The organism is Cnuella takakiae (assembly GCF_001953305.1).
Taxonomy (GTDB): domain Bacteria; phylum Bacteroidota; class Bacteroidia; order Chitinophagales; family Chitinophagaceae; genus Flavisolibacter; species Flavisolibacter takakiae.
On record NZ_MTFE01000010.1, the window covers coordinates 2,021,309 to 2,043,484 of the forward strand.

General features: G+C 52.5%; 15 protein-coding genes. 12 read left to right on the forward strand and 3 right to left on the reverse strand.

The features are described from left to right. Window position 1: 1 nt before the first annotated feature. Together map and BUE76_RS08930 are read left to right on the forward strand one after the other, a co-directional pair. The gene (gene map / locus BUE76_RS08925; RefSeq protein WP_083639303.1) at window positions 2–781 is read left to right on the forward strand and encodes a type I methionyl aminopeptidase; all 780 of its coding nucleotides are present in this window, start codon (window positions 2–4) and stop codon (window positions 779–781) included. Between the two features lie 302 nt (window positions 782–1,083). Beyond that, window positions 1,084–2,364, forward strand: coding sequence for a BaiN/RdsA family NAD(P)/FAD-dependent oxidoreductase (locus BUE76_RS08930; RefSeq protein WP_083596479.1), 1,281 nt, complete (start codon window positions 1,084–1,086; stop codon window positions 2,362–2,364). Between the two features lie 30 nt (window positions 2,365–2,394). On the opposite strand, the gene BUE76_RS08935 is transcribed toward BUE76_RS08930, so the two are convergent. Continuing rightward, complete coding sequence (locus BUE76_RS08935) at window positions 2,395–3,693, reverse strand: MFS transporter (protein ID WP_073042518.1); 1,299 nt, start codon at window positions 3,691–3,693, stop codon at window positions 2,395–2,397. Window positions 3,694–3,935: 242 nt separating this feature from the next. Between BUE76_RS08935 and BUE76_RS08940 the strand changes: the two genes are divergently transcribed. Next, window positions 3,936–4,175: a ChbG/HpnK family deacetylase gene (locus BUE76_RS08940; RefSeq protein ID WP_143157283.1), complete on the forward strand. Its 240-nt coding sequence runs from the start codon at window positions 3,936–3,938 to the stop codon at window positions 4,173–4,175. Window positions 4,176–4,276: 101 nt separating this feature from the next. Here BUE76_RS08940 and BUE76_RS08945 read toward each other — a convergent pair whose 3' ends face one another. Further along, a complete protein-coding gene (locus BUE76_RS08945) occupies window positions 4,277–4,864 on the reverse strand; it encodes a hypothetical protein (protein ID WP_073042517.1) in 588 nt (195 codons plus the stop codon). 160 nt (window positions 4,865–5,024) lie between these two features. On the opposite strand from BUE76_RS08945, the gene BUE76_RS08950 reads away from it, so the two are divergent. The 5 genes from BUE76_RS08950 (at window position 5,025) to BUE76_RS08970 (ending at window position 14,124) form a co-directional block, all read left to right on the forward strand. Further along, window positions 5,025–5,399 (forward strand): hypothetical protein, encoded by a 375-nt coding sequence (locus BUE76_RS08950; protein ID WP_073042515.1) that lies wholly within the window; start codon window positions 5,025–5,027, stop codon window positions 5,397–5,399. Between the two features lie 112 nt (window positions 5,400–5,511). Then, on the forward strand, window positions 5,512–9,864 hold the full coding sequence (locus BUE76_RS08955; protein ID WP_073042513.1) for a CusA/CzcA family heavy metal efflux RND transporter: 4,353 nt from the start codon (window positions 5,512–5,514) through the stop codon (window positions 9,862–9,864). 52 nt (window positions 9,865–9,916) lie between these two features. Beyond that, the gene (locus BUE76_RS08960; protein WP_073042664.1) at window positions 9,917–11,053 is read left to right on the forward strand and encodes an efflux RND transporter periplasmic adaptor subunit; all 1,137 of its coding nucleotides are present in this window, start codon (window positions 9,917–9,919) and stop codon (window positions 11,051–11,053) included. 293 nt (window positions 11,054–11,346) lie between these two features. After that, on the forward strand, window positions 11,347–13,251 hold the full coding sequence (locus BUE76_RS08965) for a beta-N-acetylhexosaminidase (protein WP_073042511.1): 1,905 nt from the start codon (window positions 11,347–11,349) through the stop codon (window positions 13,249–13,251). A 234-nt stretch (window positions 13,252–13,485) separates the two neighbouring features. Continuing rightward, window positions 13,486–14,124, forward strand: coding sequence for a DedA family protein (locus tag BUE76_RS08970; RefSeq protein WP_073042509.1), 639 nt, complete (start codon window positions 13,486–13,488; stop codon window positions 14,122–14,124). Window positions 14,125–14,289: 165 nt separating this feature from the next. Here BUE76_RS08970 and BUE76_RS08975 read toward each other — a convergent pair whose 3' ends face one another. Beyond that, on the reverse strand, window positions 14,290–15,390 hold the full coding sequence (locus BUE76_RS08975) for a DUF6544 family protein (RefSeq protein ID WP_073042507.1): 1,101 nt from the start codon (window positions 15,388–15,390) through the stop codon (window positions 14,290–14,292). Between the two features lie 158 nt (window positions 15,391–15,548). On the opposite strand from BUE76_RS08975, the gene BUE76_RS08980 reads away from it, so the two are divergent. From BUE76_RS08980 to BUE76_RS08995, 4 genes are all read left to right on the forward strand, one after another. Further along, entirely contained in the window at window positions 15,549–17,015 is a 1,467-nt protein-coding gene (locus BUE76_RS08980) for a PhoX family protein (protein ID WP_073042506.1), read from the forward strand. A 202-nt stretch (window positions 17,016–17,217) separates the two neighbouring features. Then, entirely contained in the window at window positions 17,218–18,642 is a 1,425-nt protein-coding gene (locus BUE76_RS08985; protein WP_073042504.1) for an alkaline phosphatase PhoX, read from the forward strand. A 202-nt stretch (window positions 18,643–18,844) separates the two neighbouring features. After that, complete coding sequence (locus BUE76_RS08990; RefSeq protein ID WP_083596478.1) at window positions 18,845–20,641, forward strand: cytochrome c peroxidase; 1,797 nt, start codon at window positions 18,845–18,847, stop codon at window positions 20,639–20,641. Between the two features lie 377 nt (window positions 20,642–21,018). Next, a complete protein-coding gene (locus BUE76_RS08995) occupies window positions 21,019–22,146 on the forward strand; it encodes a Gfo/Idh/MocA family protein (protein WP_073042502.1) in 1,128 nt (375 codons plus the stop codon). Window positions 22,147–22,176: the final 30 nt, after the last annotated feature.

A 22,176-nucleotide genomic window follows, 5' to 3' on the forward strand; every position in this document is an offset into this window, starting at 1 on the left:
GATGCGTCACAGCGCCTTGCTGGTAAGCCAGTCGCTGGCAGAAGTTGCCGCTATGCTCCGCCCCGGAATGACCACCCTTGCGATCGACCAATTCATCGGCCGCTTTATCCGCGACAATGGCGGTGTGCCTTCCTTTCTCAATTATCACGGCTATCCCTTCAATTCCTGTATTTCGGTAAATGAAGTGGTAGTGCATGGCTTTCCTAACGGCACCGAGCTGAAGGAAGGTGATATCATCTCTGTTGATGTGGGTGTCTACAAAAACGGTTTCCACGGCGACCATGCCTATACTTTCATAGTAGGTCAGCCGGCACAAGAAGTAATTGACCTGGTGCGTATCACCAAGGAGAGTTTGTACAAAGGCATTGAGAAAGCCGTTAGCGGTAACCGGGTCGGTGATATTGCTTTTGCCATTCAGGAGCATACCGAAAAGAAACATGGCTACGGCGTGGTACGCGAACTGGTTGGCCACGGCCTTGGCCGCCAGCTCCACGAAGACCCGCAGGTGCCCAACTACGGCCGTCGTGGTACGGGTGCCAAACTGAAAGAGGGCATGGTGCTGGCCATTGAGCCGATGATCAACCTTGGAACCCGCGAAGTATATACCGAAAAGGACGGTTGGACGGTTAAAACGAATGATGGCAAAGTTTCCGTACACTTTGAGCATGATGTGTGTGTGGCAAAGGGCAAAGCTGATGTGCTAAGCAACTATGCGCCCATCGAAGAGGCAGAAAGCAAGAATGCCAATCTTTTCTCCGGTTACCAGGCTGCTGTGCTCTAAATGGATTTGGTAAACCAGGTGCCGGTAATTACATAACACAAAGCCACTCTTATGCGGGGTGGCTTTGTGCTTTTAAATGTCTTGGTTTTTTATATGCCAGTCGGCCTTCGGTAATACGGCAATATTGATGGGAACACGGATTGAACAGATGAAACGGATTTGAACAGATATCCGTTTAAATCCGTCCCTTCCGTTTCATCCGTGTTCCCATCAAAGCCAAGCTCCATCACAATCTTCCCTTAACAAATCCGCCACTATCAGTTTAGTACCTTTGCCGCCTTATTTCAATCAACTTCGGATCAATGAACGCTGCAAACAATAACAGTTCCTCCGGCCTTGGATCTTTATCAAAAGGGAAAGGGGCTGTGCTGCTCGTCATTGGCGGTGGCGCTGCCGGTTTTTTCTGTGCCGTTAATGCTGCCCGCCTCAACCCGCACCTGCAGGTAACCATCCTTGAAAAAACGGGCAAGCTGTTGTCGAAAGTACGGGTATCGGGTGGTGGCCGCTGCAATGTTACGCATGCCATCTTTGAACGCTCCGAACTAAGCAAGCGTTACCCGCGGGGTATGAACTTCATTAAGAAAACCGTACACCAGTTCGATACCGCTAGTACCATCGACTGGTTTCGTGAGCGGGGTGTGCAAATCAAGCGGGAAGAGGACGGTCGCATGTTTCCGGTTACTGATAATTCGGAAACCATCATCGACTGCCTGATGGACGAGGCACGCAAGTTGGGTGTAACCATCCGCACCAATACCGAAGTTAAAAGCATCCTTCAGCAGCATAGCCAATTTGAACTCCAGACCACCAACTTGGGGGTGCTCACTTCCGACTATATTGTAGTAGCTACCGGCGGTTATCCGAAAGGTGTGATGTTCGACTGGTTAAAAGCAACCGGTCACACCATTGCCGAACCCGTACCTTCCTTGTTCACCTTCAATTTGCCCAAGCACCCCATCACTGAACTGATGGGGGTGGCTGCCAACCCGGTTCGGGTTAAAATAGAAGGCAGCAAACTGGTGGAAGAAGGCCCGGTGCTTATTACCCATTGGGGAATGAGCGGCCCTGCTGTACTGCGGCTGAGCGCATGGGGCGCAAGGGAGTTGCAGGAAAAAGAGTACCGATTCAGGGTGCACCTCAACTGGGTGCCGCAGTATAACGAGCAAAACCTGAAATCCGAATTCCAGTCCTTCCGGGCAGAACATCCAACCAAGAAAGTGTATAACCACAACTTCACGGGGTTGCCGTCAAGGTTGTTCCAGTTCCTGCTGGAGCAGTCGGGTGTCCACGTGGAACACCGCTTTGCCGAACTGCCCGCCAAGGTAGAAAATGCATTGATCCGCAACTTGGTGGACTACGTGGTGGACGTCCAGGGCAAGACCACCTTTAAAGAGGAATTTGTAACCGCCGGTGGCATCAACCTTTCCGAAGTAGATGCCAATACCATGATGAGCCGCAAAGTGACCAACCTGTTCTTTGCCGGCGAGGTGATGGATGTGGATGGCATCACAGGTGGTTTTAATTTCCAGCATGCCTGGAGCTCAGGGTTTATTGCTGCAAAAACGATTGCTGCAAACACCTAACAGGAACGTACTGATACACCTCACAGGTTTTTAAAACCTTTGAGGTGTCATTGTCGTTTCCACTACTGGAACAACCTCCGCCGGTTTCCGCAAAGCCCAGATTACGCCAGCCAAGACAAACCCGCAACCCAGCCCCAAACCCGGTGCCGGCACCACCCGTAGCAACCACCCCGATACAAAAGCACCTGCTACATCGCTGAAGTTAATCAGGGCCATATAAGCGGTGAACTGCGAGCCCTCCACCTCCTTCCGGCACAACTGCATCAAAATGGGAAAAGCCGCTACGCTGAACAGCGGGTCGGCAAGGTTCCAGAAAATAAGTCCGGGTTTGGCAATGGCTGCTGCAGGCCCAAACCAAAGCAACAAGTTATAACCCACCAGGAACAGGGCGAGGGTCAACAGCACCACCTGTTGCAACCGGCTGGCGCCATACTTATCGGCGAGGATGCCGCCCACTAAGATCATCAGGAAAGAAAATACACTGCCCCAGCTACCGGTAAATACCGAAAGCTGTTCATCGCTCCAGCCAATGGTTTTGATCAGGAAAAAATTGAGGGAGCGGATGAAGATGCTGAAACAGAGATATACCAGCAGGATACTACCAAACAAGCGGGCATTGGGCAGGTAACTAAAACCCCTCCAAAGCCTTTGAAACAAAACCTTTACCGGAAGTACATCGGTTTGCAACTCCTGTTCCGGACGCTTTTTTCCAAATGGAAGCAAAGGATCCCCTGGTGCTACCCGGATGAAGAAAGTGAGCAGCGTAAACAGGAGCAGCAACCCGCTTTGCACCCCCACCGCCGCCGCATAACCTACCCGGTTGAGCACCAGGGAAAGCACCGCGGCACCAAAAGCGATCCCCAACAAAAAACCACCCCGCATGGCGGCATTCAGCCTGCCGCGTTCTGCAAGCGGCACTACGGAAATTGCCAGGGCATCCACACTGGCATCCTGCACCGAGGCAAATACACTGTGCACGCAAAAGATGGCGGTAAGCAAAGGCAGTTGCCGTACCGGGTCGTCAACCAGGAAAAGCAGGAGGGAAGCGGCAAAGGCGGTTAGTTGCGACAACAGCACCCAATGTTTACGGTGCCCGATGGCCGAATACTGGTACCGGTCGATAAAGGGGCCCCAGATAAACTGGATCACCCAGGGAAACCCTACTACAGCAGCAAAGCTGCCCACGGCCGAAGAAGTAATGCCCCTTGCCAGCAAGTAGTTAGATAATGCCGTGAGTGCAAAACCCGCAGGAATGCCCTGCATCAGGTATAGGTAAAAAAAAGTGCCGTATCGTAAAGCCAGGCTGTTGGACAATGCTATGCGCTTCATGGAAGGGGTTGTACTTACAAGATACTTGCATTCAACAAGATCCTGCTTAGGTGTTTGGTTCCCCGGTGCATAACCTGGTAAGGAAACAAACCGTATGCAAACCTCCCTTATGCTTTTTGCTCCTCCGCATTCTTGCTGTGAAACCTAATTCCAATTTTCAACCTATTGCTTACGGTGTTCCACCACAACCTAAAACAGCCTTGACCTGGAATGCCTTATATTTCTATACTAACGCTTGCACCATGCGCCACCTCTTTCTGCTTCAGCTTTGCTTGTTATGCATCTCCAGTTTTGCCCAACCCGATACCACCTATGCCGAGCGGCTTGGCTTTCCCAGAGGGAAAAAAGTGGTGATCCTCCACATTGACGATGGCGGCATGTCATTCGACTCCAACAAAGGCGTTATCGATGCGCTTACAAAGGGCGTTGCCAATTCGGTAAGCGTGATGATGCCCTGCCCCTGGGTGCAGGGCCGGCCCTGAAAGCATTTATCCGGAAAGAAGGTATTATCCTTACTACTTGGCGGGAGTTGCAGCAGCGGCGGCGAGATCTTCCATCTCTTTGAGAGATGGTAGACCTGGGCTTAGGCCACTGCCTCCCTGATCTGAATCTCCAAATCAAGAAACTGCTGGCGGCAGGCTTGTACCTCTTTGCGGGCAGCTTCCAATTGCTCTACCACAAACCCGGGGTTGGTATTTACCTGTTGTTCCAACTGGCTCAGGTTCATCAACATCTCACTTACCGATTTTGCAGCATTTGCTTCTCCGCCGATATAATCCCACATCAATTGCTGAATGCGCCGCGGGTCGCCTAAAATGAGGTTATCGGCAAGTTGGTACATACCTTTTCTTTCAAGGTTGAAAGCCGCTTCCCTTAGTTCATCACAAAGTAGAAACCTGCGATAGCGGGCTTCCCACTCCTGGAAATTTCCAAGCTCCACAAGTAAATGCCTTGCCACATCATATTCACCCTCCCGCATGCGGGTAATCAGGGTTGAGAGATGTTGTTTTAGAATCGTCAGGGTTTCATCAATTAGTCCGGCGGTATTGGCCAGTGCGTCTTTCATTTCTGATTTTCGTTCCTGGCTCAGGTTCGCTGCTTTTTTTACTGCCGAAAACAGGCCGGTAAGGATGTCCAGTACCTGGCTGATACCGTCAATTTTGATGGTCATATGATTGGGTTTAGATTCAACAAAAATTACAAGCTATTCAACCCAAATACAAGTGCAACATCAACAGCGCTACTCTTTACTACACAAAGACCCCAAACTGTAAACTCCAAACCTGCAACCCTTAACCTCAATCCCTATCTTTGCCGCACAAACCTTAATCTTGCGCCGCATCATCGCCATATTCTGTCTTGCGCTGTTGCTGTTTACCAACACCGAACTTTACCAGCTGGTAAAGATGCCCGTGCTGTTGGAGCATTACCAGGAACACAAGGCAGGCGGCATGAATCTCCTGGGTTTCTTAAAAGAACACTACTTCAACGGGGGAGTGCGCAATCCCGACTACGAAAGGGACATGCAACTGCCCTTCAAAACACCTACGCATATTGCCACCATCGCCTTTGTGCTGGCAGTTCCCGAACACCCCGAAGTAGTGCAGGCACCTGTTCTTGAACAGGAAGACATTGCCTACAACACCTATGCCGATTGGCTGCCAGCCACCTACCTGCAGGATATCTTCCAGCCTCCCCGTGCCTGATCATTTTTGCTGTACGTACAATTTTCAGGTCACCACTTACTGGCGCCTTTACTTTTTTGCGTGAACCATTTCGCGCAAAGCGGCAAAGCCGTCAGGTCTTTTGCTATCAATCATGCTGAACAGAATTATTGCCTTTTCCATCCGCAACAAACTCATTGTGGGTTTGATGGTTGTGGCCATGTGTATATGGGGAGTGTACAACGCCACCCGCCTGCCCGTGGATGCCGTGCCGGATATTACCAACAACCAGGTACAGGTCATCACCATCTCGCCCGCCCTTGGTGCCGCCGATATTGAGCGCCTTATTACTTTTCCCATCGAGCAGTCCACGCGCAACATACCCGGCATCATCGAACAACGTTCCTTTTCCCGCTTTGGCTTGTCGCTCATCACCATTGTGTTCGACGACGAAACCGACGTGTACTGGGCCCGCCAGCAGGTGACCGAACGCCTCCAGCAGGTGCAGATTCCGCAAGGTTTGGGCACACCCGAACTTGGGCCGGTAACCACCGGCCTGGGTGAGATCTTCCAGTACGTGGTGCGGCCCGCCAAGGGCTACGAGCAGCAGTGGACGCCCATGGAACTGCGTACCGTGCAGGACTGGATCGTGCGGCGCCAGCTGCTGGGTACCCCCGGCGTTGCCGATGTCAGCTCTTTTGGCGGCAAGCTCAAACAATACGAGGTGGCGGTAAACACGGCCCAACTAAAGGCTTATGGCCTTACCATCTCCGATGTGTTTGGCGCCCTGGAGCGCAACAACGGCAATACCGGCGGGGCCTATATTGAAAAAGGACCTACCGTATTGTTCATCCGCAGCGAAGGTTTGGTGAACAGCACGGCCGACCTGGAAAATACCGTGGTGAAAAACCTGCCTGATGGCACGCCCCTGTTGGTGCGCAACATCGGCACCGTGGTATTGGGTACCGCTACCCGCTATGGCGCTATGACCTACAACGATGAAGGCGAAGTGGCCGGGGCAGTGGTGATGATGCTCAAAGGCGAAAACTCTAGCCGCGTGATCCGTGATGTCAAATCCCGCATAGAGGAGATCAAAAAGACCTTACCGCAAGGCGTGATCATCGAACCCTTCCTGGATCGTACCAAGATGGTGACCCATGCCATCAGCACGGTGGAACGCAACCTGGTGGAAGGTGCACTGATCGTGGTATTCATCCTGGTGATCTTCCTGGGTAACCTGCGTGCCGGCTTGCTGGTGGCCTCGGTGATACCGCTGGCCATGCTGTTTGCCATTTCCATGATGACCCTCTTTGGCGTGAGCGGCAACCTGATGAGCCTGGGTGCCCTGGATTTTGGATTGATTGTAGATGGTGCGGTGATCATCGTGGAAGCCGTCATGCACCGCCTGCATACCAGCAGGGAATTTACCCCCGGTCAGAAGCTCAACCAGCAACAGATGGATGGCGCCGTACAACAGGCCGCCAGCCGCATGATGAATGCCGCCGTCTTTGGCCAGGTGATCATCCTGATTGTGTACCTGCCCATTCTTTCCCTGCAGGGTATTGAAGGCAAGATGTTCAAGCCCATGGCCCAAACGGTGGCCTTTGCCATTGTGGGTGCTTTCCTGTTGTCGCTCACCTATATTCCTATGATGAGCACGCTGGTGCTGAGCAAAACCATCAGCCACAAGCTCACCTTTGCCGACCGCATGATGCATGTGCTGGAGCGTACTTACCGCAAGGTATTGGTAAAGGCACTGGCCGTTCCAAAAATGGTGATCGGCGTTTCCCTGGCACTTTTTGCCGGCGCTATCCTGGTGATGGCAAGCCTCGGTGGCGAGTTCATTCCCGAATTGGAGGAAGGCGATTTTGCCGTGGATACCCGGGTGCTTACCGGCTCTTCGCTCACCACCACCATCCAGGCCACCCAGCAAACGGCCGGCATCCTGAAAAGGCAATTTCCAGAAGTTGAAAAAGTAGTGACCAAAATCGGCAGCGGCGAAATTCCTACCGATCCCATGCCCATGGAGGCCTCGGACATGATGGTGATCTTAAAGGATAAGAAGGAGTGGACATCGGCCAAAACCTTCGACGAACTGGCCGAGAAAATGAGCCATGCACTAAGCGTGGTACCGGGCGTAACGGCAGGTTTCCAGTTCCCGGTTCAGATGCGCTTCAATGAGTTGATGACCGGCAGCAGGCAGGACGTGGTGTGTAAAATATTTGGTGAAGACCTGGATACCCTGGCCCGCCATGCTGCGGCATTGGGTGTATTGGCCGGTAGCGTGGAGGGTGCCCGCGACCTGTACGTGGAAACGGTAACCGGCCTGCCGCAAATAGTGGTGCAATACAACCGGGCCGCCCTCGCGCAGTATGGTTTGGCGGTGGAAGACATCAACCGCGTACTGCAGTCGGCATTTGCCGGTGCGGTAACCGGGCAGGTGTATGAGGCCGAGCGCCGCTTCGACCTGGTGGTGCGTCTGGAAAATGAAGGCCGCCAGGATATTGCCGATGTGCGCAACCTGCTGGTGGCTACGCCCACGGGTGCGCAGGTGCCCCTGTACCAGGTAGCCGATGTGCAGGTGAAAGTAGGGCCCAACCAGATACAACGGGAAAATGCACAACGCCGCATTACGGTGGGCTTCAATGTAAGGGGCCGCGATGTGCAGAGCGTAGTGGAAGAACTCCAGCAAAAGATCGGTCAAAAGCTCCGCTTGCCTCCCGGTTATTACATCACCTATGGCGGCCAGTTTGAGAACCTGGTGGCGGCAAAGCAGCGCCTAAGTATTGCCGTTCCCATTTCGCTGTTGCTTATTTTCATGCTTTTATACTTCGCGTTCAATTCCATGCAACAGGGTTTGCTGATCTATTCCGCCATACCCCTTTCTGCCATCGGCGGCGTGCTGGCTTTGTGGTTAAGAGGCATGCCCTTTTCCATATCTGCCGGTGTGGGTTTTATCGCGCTTTTTGGCGTGGCTGTACTCAATGGCATTGTGCTCATCACCGAGTTCAACAACCTGAAAGTTGCCGGTATGCTGGATTTGCGGGAACGCATCCTGGCAGGTACGCATACCCGCCTGCGCCCGGTGCTGATGACTGCCGCGGTGGCCTCGCTGGGCTTCCTGCCCATGGCCCTCAGCAATGGCGCCGGTGCCGAAGTGCAACGGCCCCTGGCAACGGTGGTGATCGGCGGCTTGTTTACCGCCACCTTGTTGACCCTGCTGGTATTGCCGGTTTTGTATGGCATGGTGGAAAGCAAAACAAAAGGGAAGCAAATGAACATGACTCCATTGGTACTGCTTGGCTGCATCCTGCTGCCTGCAATATGTAGCGCACAGCAACCCATAAGTTTGCAGGCGGCGCTTGATAGCGCGGTGAAAAACAATCTTTCCCTGCAGGCTGCAACACTGAATACCAGTGGCGCCCGGCAACTGGAACGCAGTGCAACCGAGATACCCCTCACTACGGTAAACGGCGAATACGGCAAGGTGAACTCACCCCTCAATGATTCGCGGATCGCTGTATCACAGTCCATTGCCTTCCCGGTGGTGTACCGCCGCAACCGGCAACTGCTGGAAGCGCAAACAGGTATAGCAAGGGTGCAGCAGCAATTGACCCTGCTGGATGTAAAGCGCAACATTACCCAGCTTTATTTCCAGATGCAGGTAGCGCAGGCACGCAGGCAACTGCTGCTTCGGGCCGACTCGCTTTTTGCCCGTTTCCTGCAAAGGCAGGAAGAGCGCTTCCGGGCAGGCGATGCCAATATTGTGGAAAAGACCGCCGCCGAAACACAGCGTATGCAGGTAGCCAACCAACTGCAGCGGCTGGAAGCTGATTTTGCCATTTTGCAAACAGGCCTGGGATACTGGATGAACAGTGCTGCCCGCTATGTTCCCGAAGGTGCCGACCTTTTACGTACTGAAAACAATTTACCCGATACCCTCAATGGTACAGCGCACCCCTCTTTATCCCTGCGCCAGCAGGAGGGGGAAGTGTTGCTGCGCGAATTGGAAGTACAGAAAAGCGGCCGGCTGCCCCAGGTAAGTGTTGGCTATACCAACCAGTCGTTCAGCGGCACCCAATTGATCAACGGTGCAGAGAAAACCTTTGGCCAGGCCAACCGCTTTTCCGCGGTGCAGGCGGGTGTCAGCATTCCCTTGTTCACGGGTGCCTTGAAGGCAAGATTGCTGGCAGGGCGTACCCGGTATGAAGCGGCAAGGGTACAGTACAACAGTGCGTTGCTCCAATACCGCACCACCATCAGGCAATTGTACCAACAGCACGAACGCAACCGGCAAACACTCGCTTATTACCGCACTGCGGCATTGAAGCAGGCCGACCTCCTGGAGCAACATGCAACACTCCAGTACAACCAGGGTGATATTTCCTACCTGGAATGGATCCTGGTGATCAACCAGTCCATTTCGCTGCGTGCAGGCTACCTCGATGCGGTGCAGGATTGGAACAACAACCTGATTGAATTGCAGTCTTATCATTCCCTGTTTTAAAACACACCTGCCAGGTCCTAAAGACCTGGCAGGTGTTGACAATAACATCATCATGAAACGCCTTTTCACTTATAGCATATTCCTTTTCCTATCTGCCTGCAGCGCAAAAACCGAACAGCCCGCAGCGGCCGGAGCAGAAGAGGAAGCCACCAATATCGTAACGCTTACTCCCGATCAAATCAAAACAGCAGGCATCCGCACCGGCAAGCCTGCGCAGCAGAACATGGAAGCCGCCATCCGGGTGAATGGCGTGGTGGAAGCGCCACCCGAAAACAAGGTGACAATTTCCTTTCCTTATGGCGGCTATATAGCAAAGGCCGAACTGCTGCCCGGCATGCAGGTACGCAAGGGACAGGTGCTGGCGGTGCTGCAGGATCCGCAGTTTGTGCAGCTGCAGCAGGACTACCTGATGGCGCGCTCAAAATTGCTGTTCCTGGAAAAAGAATACGAACGCCAGCGTGCACTCAACGCCAGCAAAACCACCAGCGACAAAGTGTTTGAGCAAACGGCATCGGAGTACCGCGCCGAGCGCATCATGGTGCAGGCTTTAAAGGAGAAGTTGCTTTTGTTGGGTATCAACACCAACACGCTAAGTGAAGGAACTATCAGCCGCACCGTTAACCTGTATGCGCCCATCAGCGGCTATGTGTCGGTGGTAAATGTGAACCGGGGTAAATATGTAAGTCCTACCGATGTCTTGTTCGAGTTGGTAGACCCTGCCGACCTTCATCTTTCGCTAACGGTATTTGAAAAAGACCTGGCGCAAATTCACCCCGGCCAAAAGGTAAAAGCATGGCTTAATGGCGATAGTGCGCAGGTATATTATGGTTCCGTACACTATGTGGCCAAAACGCTCGACGACAGCCGTAGTGCCCTGGTGCATTGCGATTTTACCGGTGCCATTCCCAAACTGGTACCGGGTATGTTCCTGAATGCCGATGTGCTGATTGACGGGCGCATGGCTACTGTGGTACCCGAAGATGCAGTCGTTCGTTTTGGTGCGGGCGAGTACATTTTTACAAAACGCAGCAACAACAGTTTCGAAATGGTGCCTGTGCAAACAGGTGTACGGGAGAATGGCATGGTGGCCCTGCAGTCACAAAACCCGGCATTGCTGCAACAGGAGATCATTGTGAAGAATGCCTATGCTGCGCTGATGAAACTGCACAACAAGAGCGAGGAAGAGTGATTTACATACAATGATTTTCACGCAAAGACATTAGGAGCAAAGACGCTAAGGCAAGCTTCAAGCTTTTAGCCATAAGCTGCAAGTACTATAAACTTACTGTATGTAAAAAGCGTTGCGCCGTGGCTCCGTTGCGTCGTTGCGTGAAAACCTAGCGCCTTTGCTCCTTAGCGCCTTTGCGTGAAACCTTCTTCGCTGCCTGTTAAACCGGTTGAGCAGCCGGATGCCCGCAACCAATGGCAGAATCCCCTAAATTGTATGCTCATTCACCAACCTTGTAAACCTCCATTCGTCATATGAAGAAAGTACTCCTTTTATGCTGTGGCCTTTGGCTGGGCGCCACCGTCTTTGCCCAAAGCGCACCCGCCATTGCCCTGATCCCGGAACCCGTAAGCATTACCACCGGCACCGGCCGTTTTGTGCTGCCGCAAAACCTGGTGATTGGTGCCGACAAGAATTCCGCCCTGGCCCATACCGCAAGCATGTTGCAGCAGAAGCTGTCGGCACCCACCGGCTATACCGTAACGGTAAGTGCCAGCGAAGGCAACCCTGCTATCCGCTTGCAACTGCTGCAAAACAAGGATGCGCAGCTGGGAAAAGAAGGGTATAAACTTTCCGTTACCAACAACGGCGTAACGGTGGCCGCCAACGAGCCCGCAGGTGTCTTCTACGGCGTACAATCCCTGTTGCAGCTGCTGCCCAAGGATATTGAAAGCAAAGAGAAAGTAACTGGTGCCACCTGGGATATGCCCGTGGTGGAAGTAACCGATTATCCCCGCTTTGGCTGGCGTGGACTGATGTTCGACGTGTCGCGCCACTTCTTCACCAAGGAAGATGTAAAGCAGTACATCGACCAGATGGTACGCTATAAGTACAACCTCCTGCACCTGCACCTTACCGACGACGAAGGCTGGCGCATCGAGATCAAGAGCCTGCCCAAACTAACCGAAGTGGGGGCATGGAACGCAAAGAAAGTGGGCTATTTCGGCACCTTCTCCAAACCAGAACCCAACGAGCCCCGCAACTATGGTGGCTTTTATACGCAGGAAGATCTAAAGGAACTGGTGCGGTATGCACAGGACCGTTTTGTAAACATCCTCCCGGAAGTGGATGTGCCTGGTCATAGCCTGGCTGCTATTGCCGCTTACCCCGAGCTGGCCTGCAGCGCAGGTAAAGGTCCCAAACCTGAAGTGTCTTCCGGTCAAAGCATCAAGGACTGGAGCAAGCACGTGGCACTGATAGATGATAACCTTTGTCCTGCCAACGAAGCCGTTTATACATTCCTCGACAAGGTAGTAGGAGAGATGGCGCAAATCTTTCCGTTTGAATACATCCACATGGGTGGCGACGAAACTTTTAAAACATTCTGGAAAGACGATCCCGCCATCAAGGCCCTGATGCAGCGCGAAAAGCTGAAGACCATGGAAGAAGTACAGAGCTATTTTACCCGCAGGGTAGAAAAGATCGTTGCTTCCAAGGGCAAGAAGCTGATGGGATGGGATGAAATACTGGAAGGTGGCATTGCACCAAGCGCAGCCGTAATGAGCTGGCGTGGCATGAAGGGCGGTATTGAGGCAGCCAAAATGAAGCATGAAGTGGTGATGAGTCCCACCGACTTTGCCTACATCGATTACATGCAGGGTGATGTGCTGGTAGAACCCCGCATTTATGCAACGTTGCGTTTGAATAAGGCTTACCAGTTCGATCCCCTGCCAGAAGGCGTGGATCCCAAATACATCAAGGGTGGACAGGCCAACCTGTGGACCGAGCAGGTATACAACATGCGGCATGCGCAGTATATGACCTGGCCGCGTGGTTTTGCCATTGCCGAAGCGGTTTGGAGCCCCAAGGCCAAGCGCAACTGGGATGCCTTTATGCCCCGCGTGGAAGCGCATATGAAACGTTTTGATGTGGCTGATGTAAAATATGCCCCCAGCGTATTCGATCCCATTGTGGCCGTGAGCCGCACAGCCGATGGTAAACTGAAGATTGACCTGACTACGGAGGTTAAAGATTTAAGTATCCACTACACTTTCGACAACTCTTTCCCCGATCACCATTATCCAAAAGTGGAGGGATCCCTGATTATACCCAAAGACGCTGTGATGCTGAAAGTGGTTACCTACCGCGGTAAGGAGCAAAAAGGCAGGGTGATCAATATGCCTTTGAGTGAGTTGGAAAAGCGGGTGAAGAAAGTATAAGCACCTTTGCAATTTGCCGGTTCCCGGCTGCAGGTTCCCTGATAGGAACACGGATGAAACGGAAGGAACGGATGGAAACGGATCTGTGCCTTTTGTTTCATCCGTTTGTGTTTTACAAAGGGTAAAACAGCTAAACGCGTAAAAGCAACTGCAACAAATAACCAACTATCCCACCTCCCAAATCAGCGGTTCCGGTTATATTGCAGCCATTTCTGAAACGTCAATAAAAACACCTTGGAAATCATCCAGTCCATCATCGATTTTATCCTCCACATCGACCAGCACCTGGTGGAGATCGTAAGCAACTACCAAACCTGGACCTACCTGATTCTGTTCCTGATCATTTTTGCCGAGACCGGCCTGGTGGTAACGCCTTTCCTCCCCGGCGACTCACTGTTGTTTGCCGCAGGCGCCATCATCGCCAAACCCGAAAGCGGGCTCAATATTTTCCTGATGGCTGGCATCCTCATTGTTGCCGCATTTGTGGGTGATTTGGTCAACTACCATATTGGTGATTATATCGGCCCCCGTGCCTTCAGCGGTCGCTACCGTTTCCTGAAAAAAGAATACCTGGAAAAGACCCAAAACTTTTACAACAAGTATGGTGGCAAAACCATCATCTATGCCCGCTTTGTACCCATTGTGCGCACCTTTGCGCCTTTTGTTGCCGGTGTGGGCACCATGACCTATGGCCGCTTTGCTTCCTACAACATTGTTGGCGCAGTAGCCTGGGTGCTGTCCTTCCTTTTCCTGGGGTTTTTCTTTGGCGGCATACCCGTTATCAAATCAAATTTCACTTACGTGATCTTTGGCATCATCCTGTTATCGATGCTGCCGCCGGTCATTGAATGGCTGCGCAGCCGCAAAAAATAATTGAAAGACCCACATGGTGTGGGCTTTTTTGTGCTGTACACTTTGCACTAATGTGCCTTTGCGAGCAATGTTTCAGGCAAAGGCGCTAAGGCGCAAAGAGGGAAAAACTATTTAGGTCCTTTTTAAGTGAAGGATACTTCCTGCACCCAAAACCTGCAACAAATTTTAAAGTTGCACAGCAGCTTCGTTATACGCTACGCTTTGTAGTTCAAACTCACCGTAACTAAAGAGCCCGTCGGGGTAGTGCCATACCGCTTCACCCTTACTGGCCAGCCGGTAGCCGCCAAACCACTTGTACTCACTTAAAGGTGTGGAAAATCGGTGCTGTTCCAGTTTGCCGGCATTCATGGCAAAACGGTCATCGGAGATAAAGTTGACCAGCTCGCCATTTTTGTTGAACAACAAGAGGGCACTGATGGTGGTAGAACCATTGGTGAAGTAAGCTTTGGCACTGGCATCATCTATTGCTTCCCAGCGGATGCGTGTATCAACCAGGGTGGCGGGTGCAAGCACACACATATCATTGAAAAAGGTTACGGTCTCGGCCTGGTCCAGTTCGCCACCCCTGGATTGCACCACAGGTATAGCGGATAGCACCCGGATATTCATGCTGGCATGACCGCCGGCAAACCGGTGGTACCCGGTGGTGGGCAGCCCGTTTACCGTTGCCCGCATAAAAAAATAGCGGGCAGGCGTTTTAAAGTCTTTGACCTGCTCCGATTGGAAGGCAAAGAAATTTTTATCCTTTTCCCGCATGTGTCCGTTAAACCGCACCCGCATCTGTCGTACCTTGGCCTTCCCAACGCAACCGGTATAATACAGGTAGCGCTGTACAGGCGGTGGCAGTTGTGCCAGGTCGGCCGCTGATATGACCGCCTCCTTTTCCTTTCCAATCCTCTGAAACTGCCCCTGTACATCGGCCCGGTACTGGCTTTCAAAGCGCCATTCGGCAAATGCCGGGAGGGCGGCAGCCAGCAGGAGCAGGTTGGCCACGGTGCCCCAGCGGGCATCGGACCAGGCTCCGAATACCAGTATTTGCGAAAGCAGCAAGCCGCCCAATGCAGGTGCCCACCAGGTATCCTGTTGCAACAGCATCAGAGCCGCGGCTGCCAGCAGCAGCAGGGCCGCTATAAGCCAGGCTAGTCCAAAATTTTTGGATATGGGGCTGGAAATGGCCCCAAAATTGCCCAAGCTGAATGCCTTGGCAAAGCCCATCAGGTGCAGGGTGCCGTGCAAGGACAACAACAATGCGATGAGGTAACGCATAAAAGGGTATTTGAAACAAATTAGTTCCGGCAGGCGCAAATTTTATAGTACCTGTAGTAACCCTTACCTTGATTTTCGTCACAATCCTATCCACTGCCAAAAACCAGTAGCTGGTACTGATCCGACCCTACAATCACCCTTATTAAAAGAAAAGATTCATGATGTACAAAAGATGGGGATGGCTGTGCGTTGCCCTGCTGGCCCTGGCCTGTAACAAAGAAGTTGGCGGCGAACTGCCCGAACCTACACCCAACCCTACGCCAACACCTGTGCCGGTGGAGGATAAGCCCGAACTGAAAAACCGGTCCAATATAGAACCGCTGGTGGAAGTGATGCCTGGGTTCAGCGCTTTGAAGCTGTATACGCTGATCAGCAGCAGCGATACCCTTACCGCCAGCCCCGACTTTGTTTACGGCGGCAGCCCCGATGGTTCCGGGTTTTTGCGCAATCCCGATGGGTCGGGTTTTGTGATGGTAAACAACCACGAGAATGTGTATTCGGTGTCTCGTCTTTACCTCGATAAAAAGCTGAATGTAACCCGCGGCGAGTACCTGCTCAATACCGATGGTGGTATGTTCCGGCTTTGTTCCGGATCGCTGGCCACCCCGCAGGAACATGGTTTTCCAAGCCCTGTTTTTCTGAGCGTGGGCGAAAGCAATGCCAACGCCATGACCCATGCCCTCGACCCGCTGGGCGCGGCCGACCCTTCGAATAAGTCGAGGGTAAAGCCCGCACTGGGTAAGTTTAGTGGTGAAAATGCGGTGCCGCTATCCAAGGATGCCTTCCCGGGTAAAACGGTGATCATCCTGGGTGAAGACAATGCCAACGGGCAGGTATACCTCTATGTAAGCGAAACCGTTGGTGACCTGGAAAACGGCAAGCTTTATTCCTTGCGCCGCAAGGACAAGAACCCTGTGGAGACGGCCATGAACAAGGGTACGACTTACGACGTGGAGTTTGCTGAAATTCCCAATGCCAAAAGCCTGACCGGCGCTGAAATCGAAAGCGTAAACAAAAACCTGCAGGCCGTTCAGTTTGGCCGCATCGAAGACCTCGACTACCAAAAGGGTGGTGGCAATGGTACCCGCAACATTTTCTTTTCTGCTACCGGTGTGCCTAATCAGCCTGAAAAAACTTACTGGGGCCGGGTGTACAACCTGAAGCTGGATGCCGGCAATCCGCTGAGTGGTAAGCTGTCCATCATTGCCGATGGGGCCGATGACCCCGGCAACGACGTGGTAAACCCCGATAATATCTGTGCTACGCAAAACTTTGTGTACATCCAGGAAGATGGCTCCTTGGGTTATAGCGGCGCCAGGCACGACTCTTATATCTGGCAGTACGATATTGCCAGTGGCACCAAGAAGCCCTTTATCACCATGCGCCACCGTGCACTTGCCGGTACCCGTTTCAACCCCACCAACGACCAGAAGTTCGGCCTTTGGGAATACGGTGCAATGGTAGACATATCGGATGTGGTAGGCGTTCCCAATACTTTTACCCTGAATGTGCAGTCGCATACCTGGATAGAGAACAACCGTTTCCTGAACCCCAGCAAGGCGGGTGCCGCACAGAGCTATAAAGCAGGTGGGCAAACCCTGATACTGAACAACGTGCCTAAATAAGGGTGCGCCAAGCAAATTGAGCTATCAAAAAGGAAAGGAGCATACCAGGCGCAAAAGCTGCCCGGAGTGCTCCTTTCCTTTTTACAAAATTTATGGGTACTTACAGGTTGGTAGCTACAACCGAGGCGTAAGAATTCCTTAACCCGCTGATAAGATTCGGGTAATACACCCCCTGCATATTTGCCGCACAAACCATACGGCAATGACCAAGCACCTCCTTTGCGCCCTTGCAGTTAGCACCATCCTTGGTGCCTGCAGCCCTTCCGATATCGACAGTGATGCCAATAGCGTCCAGCCAAAAGCCTACTCCAATACGGAGGCCCTGGTTACCATGTTTCCCTCTTTTTCAGGTGTTGGTCTTTATCCCCTGATCAGTAGTTCCGATACCATTGCAGGCTCGCCCGGCTTTGTATATGGCGGTGCTCCGGATGGACAGGGCTTTTTGCCTAACCCTGACGGCAGTGGCTATATCATGGTTACCAACCATGAAAACACCTATGCCATCAGCCGCGTGTACTTAGACCGGATGCTCAGGCCCGTAAAGGGCGAATACCTGGTGAATACCGATGGCGGTATGTTCCGGCTTTGCTCGGGCTCGCTGGCCACCCCAGAAGAGCATGGATTCCCCAAGCCAGTTTTCCTGAGCACCGGTGAAAGCAATGTCAACGCCATGACCCATGCCATCGACCCCGTTGGCGCTGCCGACCCTGCCAACAACAGCAGGGTAAAACCAGCCCTGGGCAAGTTCAGCGGCGAAAACTCGGTGCCCCTTGCCAAAGATGCTTACCCCGGGAAAACTGTGATCATCCTGGGCGAAGATGCCGGCAACGGGCAGGTGTACCTATACCTGAGCGACACTCCCGGCGACCTGGAAAATGGTAAGCTGTATACCCTTCGCCGCAAAGACGGCAACCAGGTAGAAACAGCCATCACCAAGGGCAATACTTATGACGTGGAGTTTGTGGAGGTACCCAATGCCAGAAACCTCACCGGCACCGAGATCGAAGCCCTCAACAGTTCGCTGGGTTCCATCCAGTTTGCCCGCGTGGAAGACCTGGATTACCGCAAGGGTGGAGGCGCCAATAGCCGCGACCTGTTTTTTGTGGCCACCGGTGTAGCCAACCAGCCCGAAAAAACCTACTGGGGCCGGGTGTATAACCTGAAGCTGGATGCCGGCAATCCCCTGAGCGGTAAGCTGTCCATCATTGCCGATGGCGCTGATGATCCCGGTAAGGACATCATCAACCCCGATAACCTTTGTGCAACCGAAAACTACCTCTACATACAGGAGGATGGTGATTCTTTCTTTCCCGGTGCCACGCACAACTCCTATATCTGGCAATACAGTTTTGCCACCGGCAGGAAAGTGCCTTTTATGGATATGCGCAACAACCAGTTGGCCGGTACCAGGTTCAATCCCACCAGTGATCAGCGATTTGGTTTGTGGGAGCATGGCGCAATGGTGGATATTTCCGATATCATCGGTGTTCCCGGCACCTTTACCATCAATGTGCACGCACACAGCTGGGTAGAAGGTGACCGTTTCCTCAATCCCAGCAAGGCATCTTCGGTACAGGCTTATAAGTCGGGTGGACAAACCCTGCTCATCACCAATGTGCCCAGGTAAGGAAAGCTGGACGTCCAGCTACCCTGGTTAACCACGAATATTATTGGCGCCAGGGCTGCTGGTTATGCTTTTGCAAGCGCAGCTTTTTCTTTGCTAAACGCCTTTATGCACCGGCTGCCTTGTAGCCGGTGCTTTTAGTTTAACATGCTGGAGCCGGTATTTGCTGAGTGGCACAGCTTAAATTGCAGGTCTAATTGCCCTTATGCGTAAACCATTTCTTCCCGCTACTGTGCTGGCTTTTTTGTTGTGTTATGCGGTGCTGGTGGCAGGCCTGCTGCCTGCCTGTGGTGTGAACAAACCTAAAGATGAAGCAGCTGCCTTGCGACAGTGGTATGGCCTGGAGCAGGACAGCCTGCAACAGGACCTGTCGATGCTGGATAGCTTTGTACAGCAAGGCGCAGCACTTCCGCAACTGCAGCAGCAGTTTTCGGCTGCCCGTAACAGCTATAAGCATGTAGAAGGGGTGGTAGAATATTATTTCCAGGGCCTGACGCGCCGCATCAACGGGCCCGCGCTACCCGATATTCATACAGAGGACAACCAGGTATGGCCACCCCATGGTTTCCAGTTGGTAGAACAGTACCTGTATGGCGGCTTCGCTGATACACTGCGGCCACTGCTTTCCAATGAAATCAAGCTGCTGCAAACCGACCTCAATTTCGTACTGTCCAACCTGGAGGCAACGGCCATACTTCCCAGACATGTGCACGAAATGGTGCAGCACCAGCTGATTCGTATTGCCACCCTGGGCATTACCGGTTTTGATGCACCACTCAGCAAATTGTCGCTGACGGAGTCCGATGCGGCACTTGTTGGTTTGCAACGGATGTTGCAGGCTGTTGGACAGCCTGATAGGTCCGGGAATGCTTTTGCTGCTGCCCGCAATTACCTGCAGCAGCACCAGGACTTTGATGCCTTTGACCGGATGGTTTTTTTACAACAGTTTATGGCACCCCTGAGCCTGCAACTGGCACCGGCCCAAAAGGATCCTGCCGATTCCCTGTTTACAAAACCTTTTGATGGTTCCCTTGCTGCATTGCTCCAGGGGAAAGGTTTTGACCCTGATTTTTATACCAACTACGCATCTGCAAAAAGCAATACGGCAAAGGTTGCCCTGGGCAAACAATTGTTTTACGACAACAGGCTTTCCAAAAGCAGTACCCTTAGCTGCGCCAGTTGTCACCAGCCCGAAAAATACTTTACCGACGGCCTACCCAAGGCGGCCAATGGCGTGCACGGCGGATCGCTGCAACGCAACACACCCAGTTTGTTTTATGCATCGCTCCAGCGCGACCAGTTTTACGACCACCGCTCCAATACCCTCGAAGACCAGGTAAACCAGGTAATGGACAATAGCGATGAATTTGGCATGCAGGCCTCTTTTGCTGCCCGCAAGCTGTCGCAGGACAGCGGTTACCGCCAGCTGTTCAAAGCGGCTTTTGGTGTGGATAGCATCGGCGGCTACCAGGTACGCAATGCCGTTGCCGCATACATTCGCAGCCTCAATCCTTTCCGTTCGCGTTTTGATGATTATATGCGCGGCAACAAGGCTGCTATGAACACGCAGGAACTGGAGGGTTTCAACCTCTTTGCAGGTAAGGCAAAATGTGCTACCTGCCATTTTATTCCCCTGTTCAACGGCACGGTGCCGCCCTGGTTTGGCAAGTCGGAGTCGGAGATCATTGGCGTGCCTGCAAAAGCGGTTTGGGAAAAGGCCACTATTGATGGCGATGTGGGCCGCTACCAGTGGAACCAGCTGGAAGAATTGCGTTTTGCTTTTAAAACACCTACCGTTCGCAACAGCGAAAAGACCGCACCTTATATGCACAACGGCGTGTACCAGAACCTGGAAGACGTAGTGCGCTTTTACCAGAAAGGCGGCGGTGTGGGCCTGGGTATGAACCTGCCCTACCAATCGCTGCCTTTTGATTCTTTGCAGTTGAATGCGAGGGAGCAGCAGGCAGTGGTTGCGTTTTTGAAAACGCTTACCGATCGTTGAGCATTTCGTTTTGCCACCTTTGCATCTTTCCTGGTTAAGAAAATTGGTTTGCCTGCTATTCAGCGTTGTGCTTCATTGATGAAGGTGGTACTAAAGCATCACCAGGGGAGCAAGGGTATCGCTTGCAATAGTTATTGGCTTCACTTTGATTTTATGGGATATAGGTAAAGGGATGCGAACAAAATTGCGGTACCCGAAAAAACTTATCTTGATCCTGCTATGGGGGTGCTTTCTATCCCTAAATGAATTGATTTCATTCAACACGTATGCCGGTGATCAAAACTCCGCGCAATGCTGGCCCTCTTTTCTTGCATCCCGCATTCCATTTCCTTTTTATATTTAAGCTACTTTACCAACACAAACCCCTACTACGCTATATGAACACCCGACGTGCTTTCCTGCAAAATGTTACCCGCTCCGCAATTGGCATTCCATTGCTGTCCCTTCAAAGTGCACCCATCATCAGCTCGCTTACCAGTTGTGCTGAAGTGGCTGATGGCCCAGTGTTGCGGGTAGCCATAATGGGCCTGGGCAGTTATGGTGCACGGGTAGCAGAAGCCATGAAAGATTGCAAACGTGCCAAGCTGGTTGGCCTGATCAGTGGTACGCCTTCCAAGGTTACCGAATGGCAGCAGAAGTGGAATATCCCTGCCGCCAACTGCTACAACTACGAGAACTTCGACAATATCAAGAACAACCCCAACATCGACGCGGTGTATATCATTACACCCAACGCCTTGCACCATCCGCAAACCCTGCGGGTAGCAAAGGCCGGCAAGCACGTGATCTGCGAAAAGCCAATGGCGATCAATGCAAAGGAGGGGCAGGAAATGGTAGACGCCTGTAAAGCCGCCGGGGTTAAGCTCCTGATTGGTTACCGCTTACACTTTGAGCCCAATACCGTTGAAATCATCCGGATGCGTAAAGAAGGCGAGCTGGGTAAACTGCTTTATTTCCAGGGACAGTCGGGTTTCCGCATTGGCAACCCCAACCAGTGGCGGCTCGACCCGAAGCTGGCCGGTGGCGGTGCCATGATGGACATCGGAATTTACTCTATTAATGCCGCCCGCTATATGACTGGTGAAGAACCTATCTGGGTAACCGCACAGGAAGTAAAGACCGACCCGCAAAAGTTCAAGCCGGGTGTAGATGAAACCATCACCTTCCAGCTGGGTTTTCCAAGCGGCATCATAGGCTCCTGTCTTTCTACCTATAACATGAACAACCTTGATCGCTTCTTTATCAATGGCGAAAAAGGCTTTGCCGATCTGCAGCCGGCAAGTGGCTATGGCCCCATCAAGGGCCGCACCCACAAGGGCGAGCTGGCCCTGCCGCACCCCATGCACCAAACCCTCCAGATGGATGGCATGGCCGAACTGATCTTTGAAGGCAAACAGCCCATTGTGCCGGTGGATGGGGCAGAAGGGGTGAAGGATATGAAGGTGATTGACGCCATCTTTGCCGCCGTAAAAAGTGGTGGCAAAGTGCCCATTAAAATTGCCTGAGCATAAGCGCAAAGAATATTACCCGTGTAT